This window comes from Polaromonas sp. P1_G2 (assembly GCF_056405515.1).
The window spans coordinates 1-16,529 of the sequence record NZ_JBFUBY010000084.1; the positions used below are offsets into that span (position 1 = coordinate 1).

14 protein-coding genes and 2 pseudogenes are annotated in these 16,529 nt (G+C 64.8%); 9 read left to right on the forward strand and 7 right to left on the reverse strand.

Going from position 1 to position 16,529, the window contains the following annotated elements; all coding sequences use genetic code 11:
* Positions 1 to 1,097, reverse strand: a pseudogene (locus AC1D0P_RS10850) (MFS transporter); the annotation flags it as partial.
* The gene (locus tag AC1D0P_RS10855; protein ID WP_477676746.1) at positions 1,090 to 1,569 is read right to left on the reverse strand and encodes a MarR family winged helix-turn-helix transcriptional regulator; all 480 of its coding nucleotides are present in this window, start codon (positions 1,567 to 1,569) and stop codon (positions 1,090 to 1,092) included. The gene AC1D0P_RS10855 and the pseudogene AC1D0P_RS10850, both read right to left, overlap by 8 nt.
* 48 nt (positions 1,570 to 1,617) lie before the next feature.
* Here AC1D0P_RS10855 and AC1D0P_RS10860 point away from each other — a divergent pair, with 48 nt between their 5' ends.
* The 5 genes from AC1D0P_RS10860 (at position 1,618) to AC1D0P_RS10880 (ending at position 4,707) form a co-directional block, all read left to right on the forward strand.
* Positions 1,618 to 2,166, forward strand: a complete 549-nt coding sequence (locus AC1D0P_RS10860) for a PaaI family thioesterase (protein WP_477676747.1) — start codon at positions 1,618 to 1,620, stop codon at positions 2,164 to 2,166.
* A gap of 207 nt (positions 2,167 to 2,373) precedes the next feature.
* Complete coding sequence (locus AC1D0P_RS10865) at positions 2,374 to 2,916, forward strand: hypothetical protein (RefSeq protein ID WP_477676748.1); 543 nt, start codon at positions 2,374 to 2,376, stop codon at positions 2,914 to 2,916.
* A gap of 154 nt (positions 2,917 to 3,070) precedes the next feature.
* Complete coding sequence (locus AC1D0P_RS10870; RefSeq protein ID WP_477676749.1) at positions 3,071 to 3,589, forward strand: GNAT family N-acetyltransferase; 519 nt, start codon at positions 3,071 to 3,073, stop codon at positions 3,587 to 3,589.
* Between the two features lie 13 nt (positions 3,590 to 3,602).
* The gene (locus AC1D0P_RS10875; RefSeq protein ID WP_477676750.1) at positions 3,603 to 4,055 is read left to right on the forward strand and encodes an NUDIX hydrolase; all 453 of its coding nucleotides are present in this window, start codon (positions 3,603 to 3,605) and stop codon (positions 4,053 to 4,055) included.
* A 4-nt stretch (positions 4,056 to 4,059) separates the two neighbouring features.
* Positions 4,060 to 4,707, forward strand: coding sequence for a P-loop NTPase family protein (locus tag AC1D0P_RS10880; RefSeq protein WP_477676751.1), 648 nt, complete (start codon positions 4,060 to 4,062; stop codon positions 4,705 to 4,707).
* Here AC1D0P_RS10880 and AC1D0P_RS10885 read toward each other — a convergent pair.
* On the reverse strand, positions 4,697 to 5,371 hold the full coding sequence (locus tag AC1D0P_RS10885; protein ID WP_477676752.1) for a purine nucleoside phosphorylase YfiH/LACC1 family protein: 675 nt from the start codon (positions 5,369 to 5,371) through the stop codon (positions 4,697 to 4,699). The genes AC1D0P_RS10880 and AC1D0P_RS10885 overlap by 11 nt on opposite strands.
* 281 nt (positions 5,372 to 5,652) lie before the next feature.
* Positions 5,653 to 6,528, reverse strand: coding sequence for an MBL fold metallo-hydrolase (locus AC1D0P_RS10890; protein WP_477676753.1), 876 nt, complete (start codon positions 6,526 to 6,528; stop codon positions 5,653 to 5,655).
* 120 nt (positions 6,529 to 6,648) lie between these two features.
* Here AC1D0P_RS10890 and AC1D0P_RS10895 point away from each other — a divergent pair, with 120 nt between their 5' ends.
* The 4 genes from AC1D0P_RS10895 (at position 6,649) to gloA (ending at position 8,316) form a co-directional block, all read left to right on the forward strand.
* The gene (locus AC1D0P_RS10895; protein ID WP_477655198.1) at positions 6,649 to 6,978 is read left to right on the forward strand and encodes an ArsR/SmtB family transcription factor; all 330 of its coding nucleotides are present in this window, start codon (positions 6,649 to 6,651) and stop codon (positions 6,976 to 6,978) included.
* Positions 6,975 to 7,409, forward strand: coding sequence for a YeeE/YedE family protein (locus AC1D0P_RS10900; RefSeq protein ID WP_477676754.1), 435 nt, complete (start codon positions 6,975 to 6,977; stop codon positions 7,407 to 7,409). The genes AC1D0P_RS10895 and AC1D0P_RS10900 overlap by 4 nt, the downstream gene beginning before the upstream one ends.
* Positions 7,410 to 7,419: 10 nt before the next feature.
* Positions 7,420 to 7,836: a DUF6691 family protein gene (locus tag AC1D0P_RS10905; protein ID WP_477071342.1), complete on the forward strand. Its 417-nt coding sequence runs from the start codon at positions 7,420 to 7,422 to the stop codon at positions 7,834 to 7,836.
* A 69-nt stretch (positions 7,837 to 7,905) separates the two neighbouring features.
* On the forward strand, positions 7,906 to 8,316 hold the full coding sequence (gene gloA / locus AC1D0P_RS10910) for a lactoylglutathione lyase (RefSeq protein ID WP_477676755.1): 411 nt from the start codon (positions 7,906 to 7,908) through the stop codon (positions 8,314 to 8,316).
* 164 nt (positions 8,317 to 8,480) lie between these two features.
* On the opposite strand, the gene AC1D0P_RS10915 is transcribed toward gloA, so the two are convergent.
* The 3 genes and pseudogenes from AC1D0P_RS10915 to AC1D0P_RS10925 all read right to left on the reverse strand — a co-directional run.
* The gene (locus AC1D0P_RS10915; RefSeq protein WP_477676756.1) at positions 8,481 to 14,246 is read right to left on the reverse strand and encodes an alpha-2-macroglobulin family protein; all 5,766 of its coding nucleotides are present in this window, start codon (positions 14,244 to 14,246) and stop codon (positions 8,481 to 8,483) included.
* A gap of 95 nt (positions 14,247 to 14,341) precedes the next feature.
* On the reverse strand, positions 14,342 to 15,004 hold the full coding sequence (eda, locus tag AC1D0P_RS10920; protein WP_477676757.1) for a bifunctional 4-hydroxy-2-oxoglutarate aldolase/2-dehydro-3-deoxy-phosphogluconate aldolase: 663 nt from the start codon (positions 15,002 to 15,004) through the stop codon (positions 14,342 to 14,344).
* Positions 14,995 to 16,529 (reverse strand): annotated as a pseudogene (locus AC1D0P_RS10925) (dihydroxy-acid dehydratase domain-containing protein); the annotation flags it as partial. The pseudogene AC1D0P_RS10925 and the gene eda, both read right to left, overlap by 10 nt.

Consider the following 16,529-nt stretch of genomic DNA (forward strand, 5'->3'; position numbering starts at 1 on the left):
CATCTGCCTCGGCAACAGCGCCTCGCGGATCGGCAGGTTCACCAGCGCGGCGCCAACGGCCAGCACGATGTCGATATACCAGACCCAGTCGTAGCTGCCCGTGGCCTGGAACACATAACCACCCAGGAAGGCGCCCAGGAAGCCGCCCACCTGGTGCGACAGCATGACCACGCCGAACAGCATGGCCATGTTGGCCGTGCCGAACATCTTCGCGACCAGGCCCACTGTGGGCGGAACGGTCGACAGGAAGGTCACGCCCATGACGGCGGCAAAGATCAGCATCACGGCCGGTGTCTTGGGCGCCAGCAGGAAGACGAGCACGGCCAGTCCACGCGTCGCGTACAGCAGGGCCAGCAGCGACTTCATGCGCCACCGCCCCACGGCCCAACCCATGGACAGGCTGCCGACGATGTTGAACAGGCCAATCATCGCCAGCGACCAGCCGCCGATTTCAGGCGGCAGGCCGCAGGCCGCCACCACGCCCGGCAGGTGGGTGGCCAGGAAGGCCACATGAAAACCGCAGACCAGAAAGCCGGCGGCCAGGTAACGGTAGCTGGGTGTGGCGATCGCCTGGCTGACGGCCTGGCGCGCACTGAGCGCTTTGGTGCCTGAGGCCGCAGCGGCCTGCGCCGCCAGCGCTTTCGAGTTGCCCTTGAGCACCAGCACCGCCGGCACAGCCAGCAGCACCAGCGCGCCCAGCCACTGCATCGCGCTGGCCCAGCCGACCGCGGCGGTGAGGCCGATGGCAATCGGCGCCATCGCGAACTGGCCGAAGGAGCCGCCGGCGTTGACGATGCCCGTGGCCAGGCCGCGCTTTTCCGGCGCCACCAGCCGTGTGCTTGCGGCCATCAGCACCGAGGGGCCGGCCATGCCGGCGCCTCCCGCGGCCAGCACGCCGATCGCAAAGATCAGCCCGGCCCTATGCCCAGCGCGGTCGAGGTATTGAGCGCCGAGAGGAACAGGCCCATGGTCTGGCGCACGCCCATGGTCAGGGCAAAAGTGCCGCCGGCCGCCAGCAGCACCAGCCACATGGCGATATGGCGGGCGGCGGGGGGTGAAGCCGCAGCGGCGGAACTGGAAGGCAGGGGTTTATTCATCGTCGGCTCCTGATTCGATGGGGGATAAAAGTTCCAGGGATTCATTGATCAGTGTGTGCAGCGCCAGCACCCTTTCGACGCCCAGCAGCGCGTTGAGCTGCTCCTGTGCGGCCTTCCAGCGCGCGCGGGCTTCTTCGCGTTTGGCGCGGCCCGCGTCGGTGAGCACCACGGTGCGGCTGCGCGCGTCACTGCCCGCGGTGAGCTCTATCCAGCCGGCGTCTATCAGCGGCTTGAGGTTGCGCGTCAAGGTGGAGGCGCTCATCTTCATGCCGCGCGCCAGCTCGCCGGGCCGCATGGGGCCCAGCTTGAGTACATAGGTCAACAGCGAGTACTGCGTGGTCTTCAAGCCCGCCTTGGTCATTTCAAGGTCGTAGTGGTGCGCGACGCGGCGCATCAGCTGCCGCAGCTTGACATTGGTGCAGCCCTGCACTTTGAGTTCGGCCTGGGTTGACAGGCGGGTYTTCTCGTTCATAATTTGATTGTAGCTACAACTATTGCATATGCAACACTTATGAACACCATGACCCCACAAGAAACATTGGCTCAGTGGATGGAACAGAGCGCCGCGGTGCGCGACCGCATGGAAAAAGGCGGCGGCAGGCCAGGCCTGGCACGGCCGGAAGACGTGGCCGGCAAAACCGGCATGGAGGTGATGACCGCCATGCTGGCCGGCAAACTGCCCTATCCTTACATCGCCGAGACCCTGGACTTTGCGCTGATCGAGGTCGAGCCCGGCAAGGCCGTGTTCCAGGGCACGCCGCAGCTCAAGCACTACAACCCGCTGGGCACGGTGCACGGCGGCTGGTACGCCACGCTGCTGGACTCCGCCGTGGGCTGCGCCGTGCACACCATGATGCCCGCGGGCCGGGCCTACACCACGGCCGAACTGAGCCTCAACATCGTGCGCGCCGCCTCGCACAAGACCGGGCCGCTGCGCGCCATAGGCACCGTGATCCACTGCGGCCGCCAGCTGGCCACCGCCGAAGGCCGCATCGTCGGGCCGGACGGCAAGCTGTATGCGCATGCGACCACGACCTGCCTGGTGTTTGAGGTGCCGGGGCAAAAGTAGCCTGGCGGCATGACCCACGGCCACGCTGCGGAGCCAGCTACAAGACTGTGGCGTGAATGCCGAATCGCACGGCTCTGCACCACGAAAGCTCAAGAAAAGTACACCCTTACACAGGGAAGCACTTTAGGATTTCGGCGTGTTGCAAGCACGCTGTATCACTGCGCGCTCAGGTTCAACCTTAAACATCCATGCCTTGAGGAATCAACTGTGCGGCTGCTACTCATCCCGTTTATTCTCGTTGCCTTGTCTGGTTGCGCTGCGATGTACGAAGGTCCCAAAGAGGGACAAGCCCACGCCCGGCTACGCGTCATCTCGTCTGCCGGTGAACCCGTCGAAGCCAACTTGGTGGAGTGCTCGGGCAACGGTAAAACGTCAACGCTGGGCTACTTTGATCCCCTGTCGGCCATCAAGGCGGGCAAGCCACCCCCGTCAAAAGTGATCGGAATGCCCGACACCAAACATTCATCCATCGGGGTCTTTGAGCACAACATCCCGGTTGGCGCCCCATTGGGCGTCAGATTCGTGGGTACCCGCAATTTTGGCCGGTTCAGTATGTCCTGCAATGTGACAGCTTATTTTGTACCGCAAGCGGGCCGCGACTATCTGGCACGTTATGGCTCAACGAACGTCGGAAGGGAGTTCGCAAAGGTTTGCGAGGTCATCGTGGAGGAAATCATTCCCTCCAATGCCCGGGTTTCTGAAACAGTGCCGGTGCAGACGGCATCCGCCGGATGCTCCAAGATTCTCTAGCCACTTGAAAAAACCCTGCCCCGTGCGCACCATGATGCCCGCGGGCCGTGCCTGCACCACGGCCGGCTGAGCATCAACATCGTGCGCCGCCCGCGTTGCGGGCCGTTTGCCTTGCAGGTCTAGAATCCGGCCTGCCCCTTCCTTCAGAGCCGCCATGGATGCACCTACATTGAGCGCCGTAATCTATGTTCGCCGCCCTGTCCTTGCCGACGAGCGCGCGTTTCTTTCCGCGGCGCGCGCCAGCCGCAAGCTGCATCACCCATGGACGACCGCGCCGGACACACCGGCCCTGTTTCGCGCCTACATCGAACGCATGGGCTTGCCCACCAATAGCGCTTTCCTTGTCTGCCGCCGCGACACCCACGCTCTGGTGGGTGTCGTCAATGTCACGAATATCATCCTGGGCCTGTTTCGCAGTGGCTACCTCGGCTATTACGCTTTCGCGGGGCATGAGCGGCAAGGCCTCATGCGCAAGGGCCTGCGGGCCGCCGTGGGGCACGCATTCAAGTCACTCAAGCTGCACCGCCTGGAAGCGAATATCCAGCCGGAGAATGCGGCTTCCATTGCCCTGGTCGCGTCGTGCGGATTCGCGCAAGAAGGGTATTCGCCGCGATACCTGAAGATCGGTGGCCGCTGGCGAGACCACGAACGCTGGGCCATCCTGGCCTCGTAGCGCAATGTCCCGGATGAGGCTCCCGTTCTCCGTCCAGGTATTTCTTGTTGCCAGGCACGAAGCCGCCTGGTCAGTTCTCCTGCTGCAGCGCAACGCGCGGCCGGAACTCGCTTTGCCGGACTTCTGGCAAGGCGTTTCCGGCGCACTGGAACCCGGTGAGTCCTTCGAGGCAGCGGCGATCCGTGAAGTGCATGAAGAAACCGCCATCAAACTCACGTCCGCAAGCGACACCGGTTTCGAGCAGGTTTTTCCCATCAGGCCGGAATGGCGTGAAACCTACGGGCCAGAACCCGTGCAGGTGCTGGAAAAAGTTTTCTATGCGGTGGTCCCAGGGAAAGTCCGACCCAAGCTCTCRCACGAACACAAGGCATTTCGTTGGTGCAGCGAATCTGAATCTCTTGCGTTACTCACCTTTGCCAACAATGCACGGTGCATTGAGGCCGTCTTTCGGGCACTCGTGACGTAGAGACTTGCCCCCTTCAATCAGCCAGGCCATCCTCCCTGCTATCGGCGAAGACGATGGCGAATTCGTCTATAAGGCATTGATGAAAATCGTGATCATCGGAAACAGCGGAAGTGGAAAAACATGGCTTGCCACACGGCTTGCCGCACTTGCATCGGTCCCCATCATTCATCTAGACGAATTATTCTGGTTGCCTGGCGGCTTCGACGAAAGGCGGTCCGACGGGGAAATTGCATCGCTGACAGCACAAAGCAGGACCATGCCGGGGTGGGTTGTAGAAGGCGTTTTTGGTGAGCTGGCCGCGCCCTTTCTCGAGGATGCGCAAGCGCTGATCTGGCTCAATATCGAGTGGCCGGTTTGTCGGCAACGCTTATTGGCTAGAGGATCAGAAAGTAAAGCTCATATGGGAAGAGCCCAATCCGAGGCTGGGCTTGCCAGGCTCCTTGAATGGGCGTCGGCTTATCCCTCACGTGGCGACACTCGGTCTTATGAAGGACACCTTTCGCTGTTTCAACGCTTTCCCATGCACCGGCTCTATTTGCAAAGCGAGGAAGAGGCCGCCGGCTTGACGAACTTCGCAACACAAGCCGGTGTATCAGATGCGCTTCAGCGCGCCGTGGCAGGCGCTGTTAGATGCCCGTCACCTACACCTTGACGATCGCGGATCGTTGAACGGATTTTCCGCAGCCCCTTCTGTAGCTGAGAAAGCCTGGCTGCGTGTTTCCTTTTTCGTCCATCACCGTGCTGCAAATGGTGCACGCGTTGACATCCGAGAACGCACCGAATCCACACGCCTGCAATTGCCACCCTATCAACGACGGGAGATCCAGTTTCCGATGGGTCGGTTCAATCATGTGCCTGGGCAAGGGAAATCTGGCGGCAAATCTTTCGACCAATTCCGCAGACACTTCATAACAACAAGGGCGCGCGCCTGGCCCAAGTGCCGCGACCCAGTTTTGGGGGTGATCCCCGTTTCTGGATATCAGGTCCGCGGCCTCCTTCACGATCCCACCCAAGGCCCCTCGCCAGCCCACATGAATTGCCATGACGGCCGAGCCATCCGAGCGCGCCAGTAAAACAGGAAAACAATCCGCGTTGGCAAGCGTCAGAAGCAAGTTGGCCGTTGCCGTAAAAAGCCCGTCGGCTTCCCCAACCTCGCTTTTCTTTTCGTGGACGGAGCAGATCCGCACGCCATGGACTTGCGTCTTGACAGGGCGGTCATCCCAATACGGAGCGGCAAATGGCGGCAATGGCTCGGCCAGGTTGCCGAAGCCGTGACGAATATTCGGGATTTCCGACAATAAGGGACTGACCAGCAATTTAGCGCTCCAATCTGGAAGTACATAACACCCTGCAATCGCGGCATTCACGGTTTTCGATGACTGATGAATCGGATCCGAACCGCAAGCCAGTAGTTACTCGAGTTACTGTATCAATACGGGGCCCGCGAGGAAAAGCCAAAGACCACTGGCTATCCCCACTACGGGAGTTTGTCCCAACAAACCACAATGACGATGTGGGCCGGACGCTTCTGCACGAACCGATGCCATCTCGCTCTGGTATCAGCCGAAAAAAAGCGCGCCAGCGCATCGATGAGGAGCTAGGCAATTCCCAACGCATTGACCGGAATCTTGAGGTAACTCACGCCGTTGTCCTCAGCCGGCGGCAGGCCGCCCGCGCGGATATTGACCTGGATGGAAGGAAGCATCAGCGTGGGCATTTCGAGCGTGGCGTCCCTGGCCGAGCGCATGGCCACAAAAGCATCTTCGGAAATACCGTCACGCACGTGGATGTTGGCCTTGCGCTGCTCGTCCACCGTCGTTTCCCATTGAGGCGCGCGTTCGCCAGGCGGATAGTCGTGGCAGACGAAGACCCGCGTCTGCGCCGGCAATCGCAGCAGCTTGCCGATGGAGCGGTACAGCTGGCGGGCGTCGCCGCCAGGGAAATCCGCGCGCGCGGTCCCCACGTCGGGCATGAAGAGCGTATCGCCCACAAACACCGCGTCACCCGCCAGGTAGGCCATGTCCGCGGGCGTGTGGCCAGGCACGTGCAGCGCGGTCATCTCCACATCGCCTATCGCGAATATCTCGCCGTCCTTGAACAGGTGGTCGAACTGGCTGCCGTCCGGTGCGAATAAAGACTCCAGGTTGAAGATTTTCTTGAACGTGGACTGTACGGTGCGTATGTGTTCGCCAATGGCAATCTGGCCGCCGGTGCGCGCCTTCAGGTAATGGGCTGCCGACAGATGGTCGGCGTGTGCATGGGTTTCCAGAATCCACCCGACGTGAAGGCCTTGTTGCTCCACATGGGCCAACACATGGTCAGCCAGCTCCGTGCTGGTGCGCCCCGACTTGAAGTCATAGCCGAGCACCGGGTCGATGATGGCCGCCTGTCCCGTGCCCCGATCCGCCACGACATAGGTGACAGTCCCGGTCGCGGTATCAAAAAAAGCCTGGGGATCGAGCGGGATTTGCATGGACCGGGTTCCTTCATTCAAGGCGTGTGTCACTACATTATATATTTACATATAATATCAAGCAGTCCCATCAAGCAGTCCCATCAAGCAGTCCCATCAAGCAATCCCCAGCGCATAGCCATGACTTCATCCTCTCCAGTTTTAGACACCGGGCAACTTCGCAAGGCTGCCGCGCAAGCCGTGGGTGCACTGAAGGCACTGGCCAATGAAGACCGCCTGCTGCTGCTCTGCCAGCTTTCGCAGGGCGAGCGCTGCGTGAGCGAGCTCGAGCAGGACCTGGGCATACGCCAACCCACGCTCTCGCAGCAGCTCGGCGTGCTGCGCAATGAAGGCGTGATCACCCCGCGCCGGGACGGCAAGAACATTTATTACCGCGTGGCCGAACCCGGGACGCTGGAAATCCTGGCGCTGCTCTACCGCCTGTACTGCCCCGAAGGAGGCCAACGATGACCCTGGACTGGAGCGCCTTCACACCCTGGCCCGCACTGGCGGGCGGCCTGCTCATAGGCCTGGCCGCCGCGATGTTCGTGCTGCTCAACGGGCGCATCGCCGGCATCAGCGGGATTCTGGGCGGACTGCTCAGACCGATGCGCGGCGACATAGGTTGGCGCGTGGCCTTTATCGCCGGCCTGATGGGTGCGCCGCTGGCCTATGGCATGTTCTCGGCCTTGCCTCGCGTGCAGGTGGACGCCGCTTACGGCGTGCTGGTCGCCGCCGGTTTGCTGGTAGGTGTCGGCACGCGTTATGGCGCGGGCTGCACCAGCGGCCATGGTGTGTGCGGGCTTTCAAGGCTGTCGCCGCGTTCGCTGGCGGCCACGGTGACCTTCATGGGGGCCGGTTTTGCCGTGGTGTTCCTGGCGCGCCACCTGTTCAAGCTTTAGGAGAAGGACCATGTTGATACTGTCCTCCCTGCTGGCCGGCCTGGTGTTCGGCCTGGGCCTGATCGTCTCGGGCATGGCCAATCCCGCCAAGGTTCTCGGCTTCCTGGACCTTGCAGGCCCATGGGATCCGTCGCTGGCCTTTGTCATGGCCGGCGCCATTGCCGTGGGCTTCTTCGCTTTCCTGCTGGCTAAAAAAAGGCGCTGTTCCCTGTTGGGCGCCGATATGAAACTGCCGGCCGCAGGCCCTGTGGATCGCAGGCTGCTGGCCGGTAGCGTTCTTTTCGGCGTGGGATGGGGGCTTGCCGGTTTCTGCCCCGGCCCGGGGCTGGTGGCGCTTGGCATGGGTGAACCCAAAGCCGCCGTGTTTGTGCTTGCCATGCTGGCCGGCATGGCGGTCTTCGAGCTGCTCGAAAGGCGGCGGCCCTAAACGGCACGTAGCCCAGGGCCATGGGACGCGGCCCGTGCACGTTCGCGCGCAGCGCAGGATAATCGCCCGATGCGACTCCTACACACCATGCTGCGCGTTGGCAATCTCCAGCGCTCCATCGACTTCTACACCCAGGTGCTGGGCATGAGACTGCTGCGCACCTCGGAGAACCCCGAGTACAAATACAGCCTGGCCTTTGTCGGCTACGGCAACAACCCCGAGCATGCCGAGATCGAGCTGACCTACAACTGGGGCACCGAAAGCTACGACATGGGCACGGCCTTTGGCCACATCGCACTGGGTGTACCGGACGCGTACGCGGCTTGCGAAAAGATCAAGGCCGCGGGCGGCAACGTGACGCGTGAAGCCGGCCCGGTCAAGGGCGGCACCACCGTGATCGCCTTTGTGACGGACCCGGACGGCTACAAGATCGAGTTGATCCAGCGCGCCGAAAACGCCGCAGGCGCGGGCCTGCGCTAAGAGCCGCTCACAAAACCCTCCTGGCGTTGTTGCGCCGCCTTGCCGTGCTTGTAGCACTGTCTGCGGCGACGCGCCTAGCCAGGACCGCTTCGCTGGGTTTTGTGAACGGCTCCAGACTCTACAACCCCTGTCCTCAATTGCGCTGCACTTGCAGGGGCCGCATCTCAGCGGCGCGCAGGCCCCTCTTTGACGACCCATTCCGCATTCGGCGTCTCCGCGAAAATTTCAGGCGCATACATGGCCTCGAGCCGTGTTGCGGGAAACCTGAATTCGCCGGCGTTATTGATGCGCACCGAGTACTCCGTGCTCCAGCTTCCGCGGGGAACCCACCGGTAGTAGCCTTTGTAGCTGTCCGCCGCGCGCTCGACATAGGAGGGCCAGGCGGCGCCGGTGTTTTGGGGGTCTCGCTGGGCGAGTGCGCTTTCGCGCCCCAGGCCGCGGCCCAGTATGGTGGCGCCCGAAGGCACGGGGTCATGCACTACGACCCAGGTCAGGTCGGCCTGCGAATGCATGGTCAGCCGTATCCGTGCCACATCGCCCACCGACCACTGGCCTTTGACCTTCTGCTCCACGGCCGTGATGGTTTTTTCGACCCGCATGCCGGCGTTATGGGGTTTGTCCAGGCGCACCGCGGCCTTGATGCTTACCGTCGCCCACGGCGCGCCGCTGCCCTGGTGCGTGATGAGCAGCTTGTCGCCACTGGGCTTCGGCTCCAGCCGCAGCAGCGCCTCGGGCGGCTTGGGCCACGCCACTGTGCGGGCCGCTTTCGGCTCGCCCGCCAGGCTCAGCTGTGTGCTTCCGCTGACAGGCCCTTTCTCAACGCCGGCGGCAAAACGCTGCAAGGCAATCGTGGCCCAGGCGTTCGCCGCCGTGGTCGACCAGCGCCCCTGCTGCTGGCGGCCTGTCAGGCCCGTGATGACGAGCGGCACATCGTCTTTCCAGCCCGGGTCTATCGCTTGCCATTGCTGCAGCACCAGCGCCGTGCGCGCGGCGGCCAGGTCGCCGCTCCACATAAACCACCACCAGTTCTCGCGCTCTTCATTGCGCCAGTTCAGGCGTGTCCCCTGCACGTCGTAGCGGCTGCGCAACAGCGCCGCGGCGGCATCCAGGTCGGCGACGGAGCGCGATTCAGGCGCCTGCGCCAGCAAGGCACGCGCCCAATCGGTAAGTGCGACCGTGGGCAGGCTTCCCGGGTCTTCCGGCCGCACCGGCAGCGCCGCCGTGTTGCTCAGCGTGCGCTGCTCGATCAGCGTGGCCTGCAGGGACAGCTGCCGGGCGACCGGGTCGCTGCCGCTGGGCATCCAGTCCTGGCCCGGCAGCTGGCCCCGAAGGATTTTCTGCAAGCCCGCCAGCATGCGCGTACGCGAAGCGGCCGGGATGGCCCAACCTTTGGCGGCGGCCACGTCCAGCAGGTGCGCGGTCAGCGTCTCGCTGCCGGCCAGGCTGTTTTCGGGGAAATACCGGGCCAGCCCGTTGGCGTCCAGGTAGCGCGGAAGGTCGCCCATGAGCCTGTCCCAGGCTTTCACATCCCCGGCCACCACGGCCTTGCTGCTGTCCTGTTCCAGGCAGGCGTGCGGGTAGGCGGCCATCCATTGCCGCACCCCCGCCAGCGACGCATCGACCAGGCTGTCCTGCAAGGCCACGCCGACCACGGCCGACTGCGGCTGCGCGTTGGACGGCATCACCACGGGCAGGCTGGCCAGGCCATTGACTTGCAGCAGTGTGGCCTGGCGCACCGTGACGGGAAGCGCCGGCAGCACGGCCTGCTCGACGTCCATGGAATCGGCCACGCGGCCGTCCGGCATGGCGGCCGAAATGCGCCAGACCAGCGCGCTGGCGCCTTGCGGCACTACCATGCTCCAGGAGACCGGCTGCGACTGCCCCGGCGCCAGGCGGAGCGTGCGCTCCGCGGCAATGGTTTTTGCTTCCGCAGCCACAGTACCGGTCTTCAACGCAACCCGGGCCTTGAGTTGCAGGGACACGGCAGCAGGTCCGCCGTTGCGGACCGTGACCTGCTGGACCAGCCGGTCACCGCTGCGCACCACCGGCGGCAGCCCCGAGAAGATCTGCACCGGTTGCGTGGTTTGCACACCGGCATCGCCGRTGCCGAACTGCTGCTCGCCCTGCTGCGCAATGGCGATGACGCGCCAGCGTGTCAGGCTGTCGTTAAAAGGCACCGTCACCAATGCCTCGCCTTGCGCGTCCAGCACTACTTCAGTGGTCCAGAACGCCAGCGTGCTGAACTGGTTGCGCACCGCGGCACCTTCCGCGCCTTCCGATCCGTCCGAGGTGCGCATCGATGCAGCCGCTGGCGCGGCCGGCGCGTTGGACGGGCTCACAAAACGGCCCCGGTCGTCGCTGGGCCAAAAGGCGGGTTGGGCACCGAATGTGAGCGAACGTGCCAGTTGGCTCTCAAGGCCCGAACCATGGACCTGGATGGCGCGCGGACGCATCATGGCGCCCAGCAGATTCCAGCTGGGGTTTGGGCTCAGCGCCAGCAGGGCCTCGTCTACCGCCAGCACTGTGAGCTTCGCGCCGGCTGCTGGCCTCTGGTCCCTGCGCTGAACGGCGGTGACCTTCACGCTCACCGCCGTGCGCGGCGGCAGGATGGCCTTCGCGGGTTCGACCTTGACGTCCAGCGCGAACACCGTGGGTTGAATGCCGACGCTCAGTACCGCGTTGTTGGCAAGCGGCTGCGCCTTGCCTTCCACCGGATCGGGCAAGCCGGCCAGGCCGCGCATGAAGCGCGCGTGGACCTGCACATTCGGGGCCTGCTCAGGCCGCACCGTGATCGGCAGCGTGGTGACCGGCTGCGTCAGCGTGTAGACGGCTGTGTCCAGCACGCTTTCGCGCTCGACCGTCAACAACAGCGTCGCCGGCAGAAAGGGCGCGCGCACCGAGATCTGCACGGGCTGCACCGCATCCACCGGCTGTGTGCCGGCCAGTGCCAGCAACTGCTCGTTGCGCGGATGCAATTCGTACTGGTTCACGAACACGCTGCTGCTGATCGCCTTGCCGGCGCCGTCGCTGCCCTGGATGCGGAACAGCCAGCCGGGACTTGCGCGTTCGCGCGGCTCGGGCAAGGCAGGCATCGCGGCCGCCTCGCATTCGATCTGACCCCTGAGGTCCGTCTGCGCCCCGCAGACCGCCTGCTCGTTACCGGCCAGCTCAATCCTGGAGCCGCCCTCATAGATCTGCCAGGCCGGCCGCACGGACACGGCGACTTTGCGCCCGGCCAGCGGCTTGTCGTCGGCATCCAGGACCAGGCCATGCACGACCGCGACAGCCGTGCCTTTTGCCACATCCGGCCGAGCCGCCACACGTACGCCAAGCCGGGTGTCCGAATGCCAGAGAACAAAGCGCTGTGCGATGGTCTGCACCTCGCCGCTGGGGTCGGCGAACTTCATCTCGGCAAGCAGCGTGGCGGGACGGTCGAACACCGGCGGCTCGACAAGCAGCAGCCTCCTACCCTTGGCATCGAGCCGTGACGGGATGGGTTTGAAAGGCGGTTCCCACGCCTTCGGCAACAGCACATCAGCAAAACTGTAGCCCTGCACCGGTGCTGTCGCATAGAACATATAGCGGCCCTGAAGCTCGACCTTGTGCTGCGCCGCCGCGCCGCCGGCCATGAAAGCCAGGCTCAGCGTCGCAGGCAGGCTTTGTTTCCCGGCGCGCCAGACGGCCTTGCCCGTGAGCGCGGCTTCGAACACCGGGGCGCGGAATTCTTCCACCACAAAATACATGCCGTGGGTGGATCCATCCGGGCCGGTCACAGTGGCCCTGTAGGTTCCCAGCCTGGCATTGGCCGGTACCGTCCATTGGCTGAGGGCCTGGCCCGCCGCATCCCAGGCCAGCGGCAGGGACGCCACCAACTCGCGCTCAAAATGCAGGTCGACCTTGCCCGTCCCGGCCGGGAAATTTCCAAAGCCGGCGGCAAGCCGCTTTCGCACAAGGTGCTGCATGTGGACCGTATCGCCCGCCTTGAAGAGCATGCGGTCCAGGATGGTGTGGCCTATGCTCGACAGGCTGCCATAGTTGTAGCGGTAGCTGCCACTGTCATCGACCAGCAAGGCAAGGTCCTTGCCCTTGCGCGCAACCACGAGCACCCTGTCCCGGCCCTGCCCATAGCGGTCGGCGCAGGTGTCAGCCTGGGGCAATCCGGTCAGGGGCTGGCTGATCCTGAGCAGGCCGTTCGCATCGGTGTCGCCCTGGGCCAGCGCGCGTCCCTTGCAGCTCATCACGTCGACCGACACGCCGGCCACCGGCAAGCCGCTGTCCAGCGCGGTAACCCAGACCAGGGACTCGCCGCCGTGACCTATGCGCGTGCTGATGTTGAGGTTGGTCACCACGACCAGGGCCGCGCGCTGCTGGGGCCCCCGCTGCTCTGAACCGGGCGCGCCCGCCGCGCCGGCCATCTGCCCGGCGAAGGCGCTGCTGTGAGCCTCCGCCAGGTACAAGCCGGGCTCGGCCAGGGCCAACGGCACGAATTCCATGGCGGCGCCCTGCGTGGGCACGTTCTGCAGGCTGCTGCCCGCCCAGTCCCGGTTCTGCTGCGCGATGATGGGGTAAGGCCGCGGCGGCGTCTCATAAGCCTGCGGCCAGTCTTGCATGCTCCGCCACAGCGCCAGGGCACTTGCCGAGCTTGCCGCCCGCACCGCCAGTGCATCGCCCGGCGCCTTGCCGTCCAGGCTCTCGCCGCCAATCCGCATCAGCTTCACCGGCACGGCCTTCTCGGTGCGCCGCACCGCCAGCGGCCATAGCGCGGGTTTGCCGGCCTCGAAGGGCAGCACGCCGCTGCTTTTCGCAAAACCCACATAGGGCGGCAGCGTGGAGGTTTTCGCGCGCCAGGGAAACGCATCCCGATTCGACAGCCTTCGGCCATCGACGTCGACCAGGCCTTCGGGCAGGGTCACCACCAGCACCGAGTTTTCCGCTGGCACCGGGATGGAGGGTGAGCGTTCGGTGGCCACCGAACGGCCCTGGTCCTGACTGTTCCAGCTGCGCTCCACCTTGACCGGGAGTGCCGCACCAGCGGCATCCCGGACCACGACCTGCTTCAACCAGGACAGCGCCACCTCCTCGGTGAACTCGAGCCGGATGGGCTGCCGCGGGTCACAACCTTCGGTGGCATCGAGCTGCACGCAGCGCAGGTCCGCGCGCAGCATCGGCCGCACGGTGTAGTTTCCCAGCGATTGATCGTCGCGGCTGCTCACGCCCTGCTGCGAGGCAATATCCTTGCCCCACAACAGCCGCACCGGTGCGCCGTTTGGCAGCGGCTGCGCGCAGCTGACCGCAAACGTATCAGCCTCCGAAAAAAGCGGGACTTGGTACTGCCGCCGCTGGGCGGCCGGCTGGTATTCCTCGCGTGCCCGCTCGACCGAAAGCACTTTGACGGGATGCTGCACCGTACCCACGACACAGCGCAGGCCCTGCGTCAAAGCATCGCGGCTCGTCGCGGCGCTGGCATGCAGCAGGAAAACCTGGTCCTCCTTGATGCGGGCGCCCTCGGCCGGTTCAGACCAGTCCACCTTGGGCCCGCCGGTGGTGAAGCTCCAGGCTTGCCGCGGCTGGCGCAGCGCCACCCCGGCCAGCGATTGCAGGCCTTCGCGCAATTGCGCCTGGCAGCGTATGCCTGCCGGCAGGGTCGTCTTGAACTCGGCCACCCAGCGCCGTGTATCCACCCAGCGCATGGTGAGGGCAGGCAGCGCCGTGCCTTCGCAACTGAGGACAACAGGCGGGCTTGCGTCGGCCTCGCCCAGCTTCGCCATGTCCTGGCTGAAGCGCACCGCTACCTGCTGAAGCGAGCGTATTTCGCCCTGCGGGCTGAAGCTTTCAACGAAAGGAGAAGTCTCCGTCTGGGCGGGGGCCGCCACGGCGGCAAGGGCCAGGCACACAAACACAGCGCCATGGCGCATCGCGGAAGCAAACATGCGGAGGTCCTTGGTAGTCGATCGATACTAACCAATTCCCGCCGCGCGTCCCCCTTTATCGGTGTGTGCCACCGAGCTGCGGCAAACCCCGCCGCTCAGCCGTCGTTGCGCTGCAGCCGGCAGGCCTGCTGCGCCAGCGCCGTCACCTGCGCCCAGTCGCCGCGCGCCAGCACATCGCCGGGCGTGAGCCAGGAGCCGCCCACGCAGATCACATTCGGCAGGCTTAAAAATTCCGCGGCGTTCGCCGTGGAGACACCGCCCGTGGGGCAAAAGCGCACGTCGCCGAAGGGGCCGCTCCAGGCTTTCAGCATGGCCGGGCCGCCGGCCTGCATCGCGGGGAAAAACTTCAGTTCGGTCAGGCCGTCTTCCTGGGCCATCATGATTTCGCTGCCGGTGGCAACGCCGGGCAACAGCGGCAGGCCGGCATCGCGGCAGGCCTGGCCCATGGCGTGGGTGTAGCCCGGGCTCACGGCAAAACGCGCGCCGGCCATGGCGCAGGCCTGGGCGTCGGCGGCGCTGCGCACCGTGCCCGCGCCGACCACGGCCTCCGGCACATCGCGCGCGATGGCTTCGATGCAGGCCAGCGCCTGCGGCGTGCGCAGCGTGACTTCGAGCATGCGGATGCCGCCGGCTACCAGCGCGCGTGCCAGCAGCACGGCCTGTTTGGCGTCGGTGAGCACGATGACGGGAATCACCGGCGCATCCTGCATCACCTGCAGGGCGGTCAGCTTGCCGCTGAGATTGATGTTCACATCCACGATAGAGCTCCTTCTTCAGCCGTCAGCGCGTGGCGGCGCATGCCGGTAAACAGTTCACGGCCCATGCCGACGGCATTGCCAGCGCGCAAGCCGGTGGGCATGGTTTCCACAGGCCGCGCGGCCCATTCCGCTTCGGCCACCAGTACCTTCAGTTCACCGGTGACGGCATCGACACGAATCACGTCGCCGTCGCGCACCCGGGCCAGCGGGCCGCCGGCAGCCGCTTCGGGCGACACATGGATGGCGGCCGGCACCTTGCCCGAGGCGCCGCTCATGCGGCCGTCGGTGACCAGCGCGACCTTGAAGCCCTTGCCTTGCAGCACCGCCAACGGCGGCGTGAGCTTGTGCAACTCGGGCATGCCGTTGGCCGCAGCTTGAGGCCGCCGGTGGCGCTGAAAGGTTTGGCGGCAGGACGAACGATGGACTCATCCTTGGACGCACCCAGTTCGTGCCAGGCGAGTGCGGCACCGGCCATTGACGGCTCGCGTGTGTATTCGCGGATGCCGCCTTCGCGCACCGTGAGCACGTCTTCATGCATGAAGCCCGCGTCCAGCAGTTCGCGGATGATGAGCCCGGGGCCGCCGGCGGCCTGGAACTGGTTCACGTCGGCGCTGCCGTTGGGGTAGACGTGGGCCAGCGTCGGCACCACGTCCGAGAGATCGGAAAAATCGTTCCAATCGATCACGATGCCGGCCGAATGCGCCACGGCCACCCAATGGATCAAGTGGTTGGTCGAGCCGCCCGTGGCCAGCAAGGCGACCATCGCATTGACGATGGCTTTTTCGTCGACGATCAGGCCTATAGGTGCAAAGCGTTTTTCCTTGACGATGCCCAGCACGGTGCGCGCTGCTTCGCGCGTGAGTTCCTCGCGCAGGGCGTTGCCCGGGTTCACAAAGGCGGTACCGGGCACATGCAGGCCCATGGCCTCGAGCAGCAGCTGGTTGCTGTTGGCCGTGCCGTAAAAGGTGCAGGTGCCGGGGCTGTGGTAGGACTTGAACTCGGAATCCAGCAAGGCATCACGGCCGACCAGGCCCTGCGCGGCCTGCTCCCGCACATAGGCTTTTTCCTTGTTCGGGATGCCGGAAGTCATGGGCCCGGCGGGCACAAAGACCGTGGGCAGGTGGCCAAACTGCAGGGCGCCTATCAGCAGGCCCGGCACGATCTTGTCGCACACGCCCAGCATCAGCGCCGCGTCGAACATGTCGTGCGAGAGCGCTATCGCCGTACCCATGGCGATCACGTCCCGGCTGAACAGGCTGAGCTCCATGCCGCTGGTGCCTTGGGTCACGCCGTCGCACATCGCAGGCACGCCACCGGCGACCTGGGCCGTGGCGCCCAGCTTGCGGGCTTCGTCCTTGATGAAGGCCGGGTAAGCCTGCAAAGGCGTGTGCGCCGACAGCATGTCGTTGTAGGCGGTGACGATGCCGATGTTGGGCGCGCGCTGCGTCACGACCTTGAAGCGGTCATCGAGCGGCATGCCTGCGAAGGCATGCGCCACGTTGGCACAACCCATACGGTCCATGCC

Coding starts and splice junctions, on each gene's coding strand:
- AC1D0P_RS10905 (WP_477071342.1), top strand. CDS start 7,420: ATGTTGATACTGTCCTCCCTGCTGGCCGGCCTGGTGTTCGGCCTGGGC.
- AC1D0P_RS10870 (WP_477676749.1), top strand. CDS start 3,071: ATGGATGCACCTACATTGAGCGCCGTAATCTATGTTCGCCGCCCTGTC.
- gloA (WP_477676755.1), top strand. CDS start 7,906: ATGCGACTCCTACACACCATGCTGCGCGTTGGCAATCTCCAGCGCTCC.
- AC1D0P_RS10890 (WP_477676753.1), bottom strand. CDS start 6,528: ATGCAAATCCCGCTCGATCCCCAGGCTTTTTTTGATACCGCGACCGGG.
- AC1D0P_RS10860 (WP_477676747.1), top strand. CDS start 1,618: ATGACCCCACAAGAAACATTGGCTCAGTGGATGGAACAGAGCGCCGCG.
- AC1D0P_RS10895 (WP_477655198.1), top strand. CDS start 6,649: ATGACTTCATCCTCTCCAGTTTTAGACACCGGGCAACTTCGCAAGGCT.
- AC1D0P_RS10900 (WP_477676754.1), top strand. CDS start 6,975: ATGACCCTGGACTGGAGCGCCTTCACACCCTGGCCCGCACTGGCGGGC.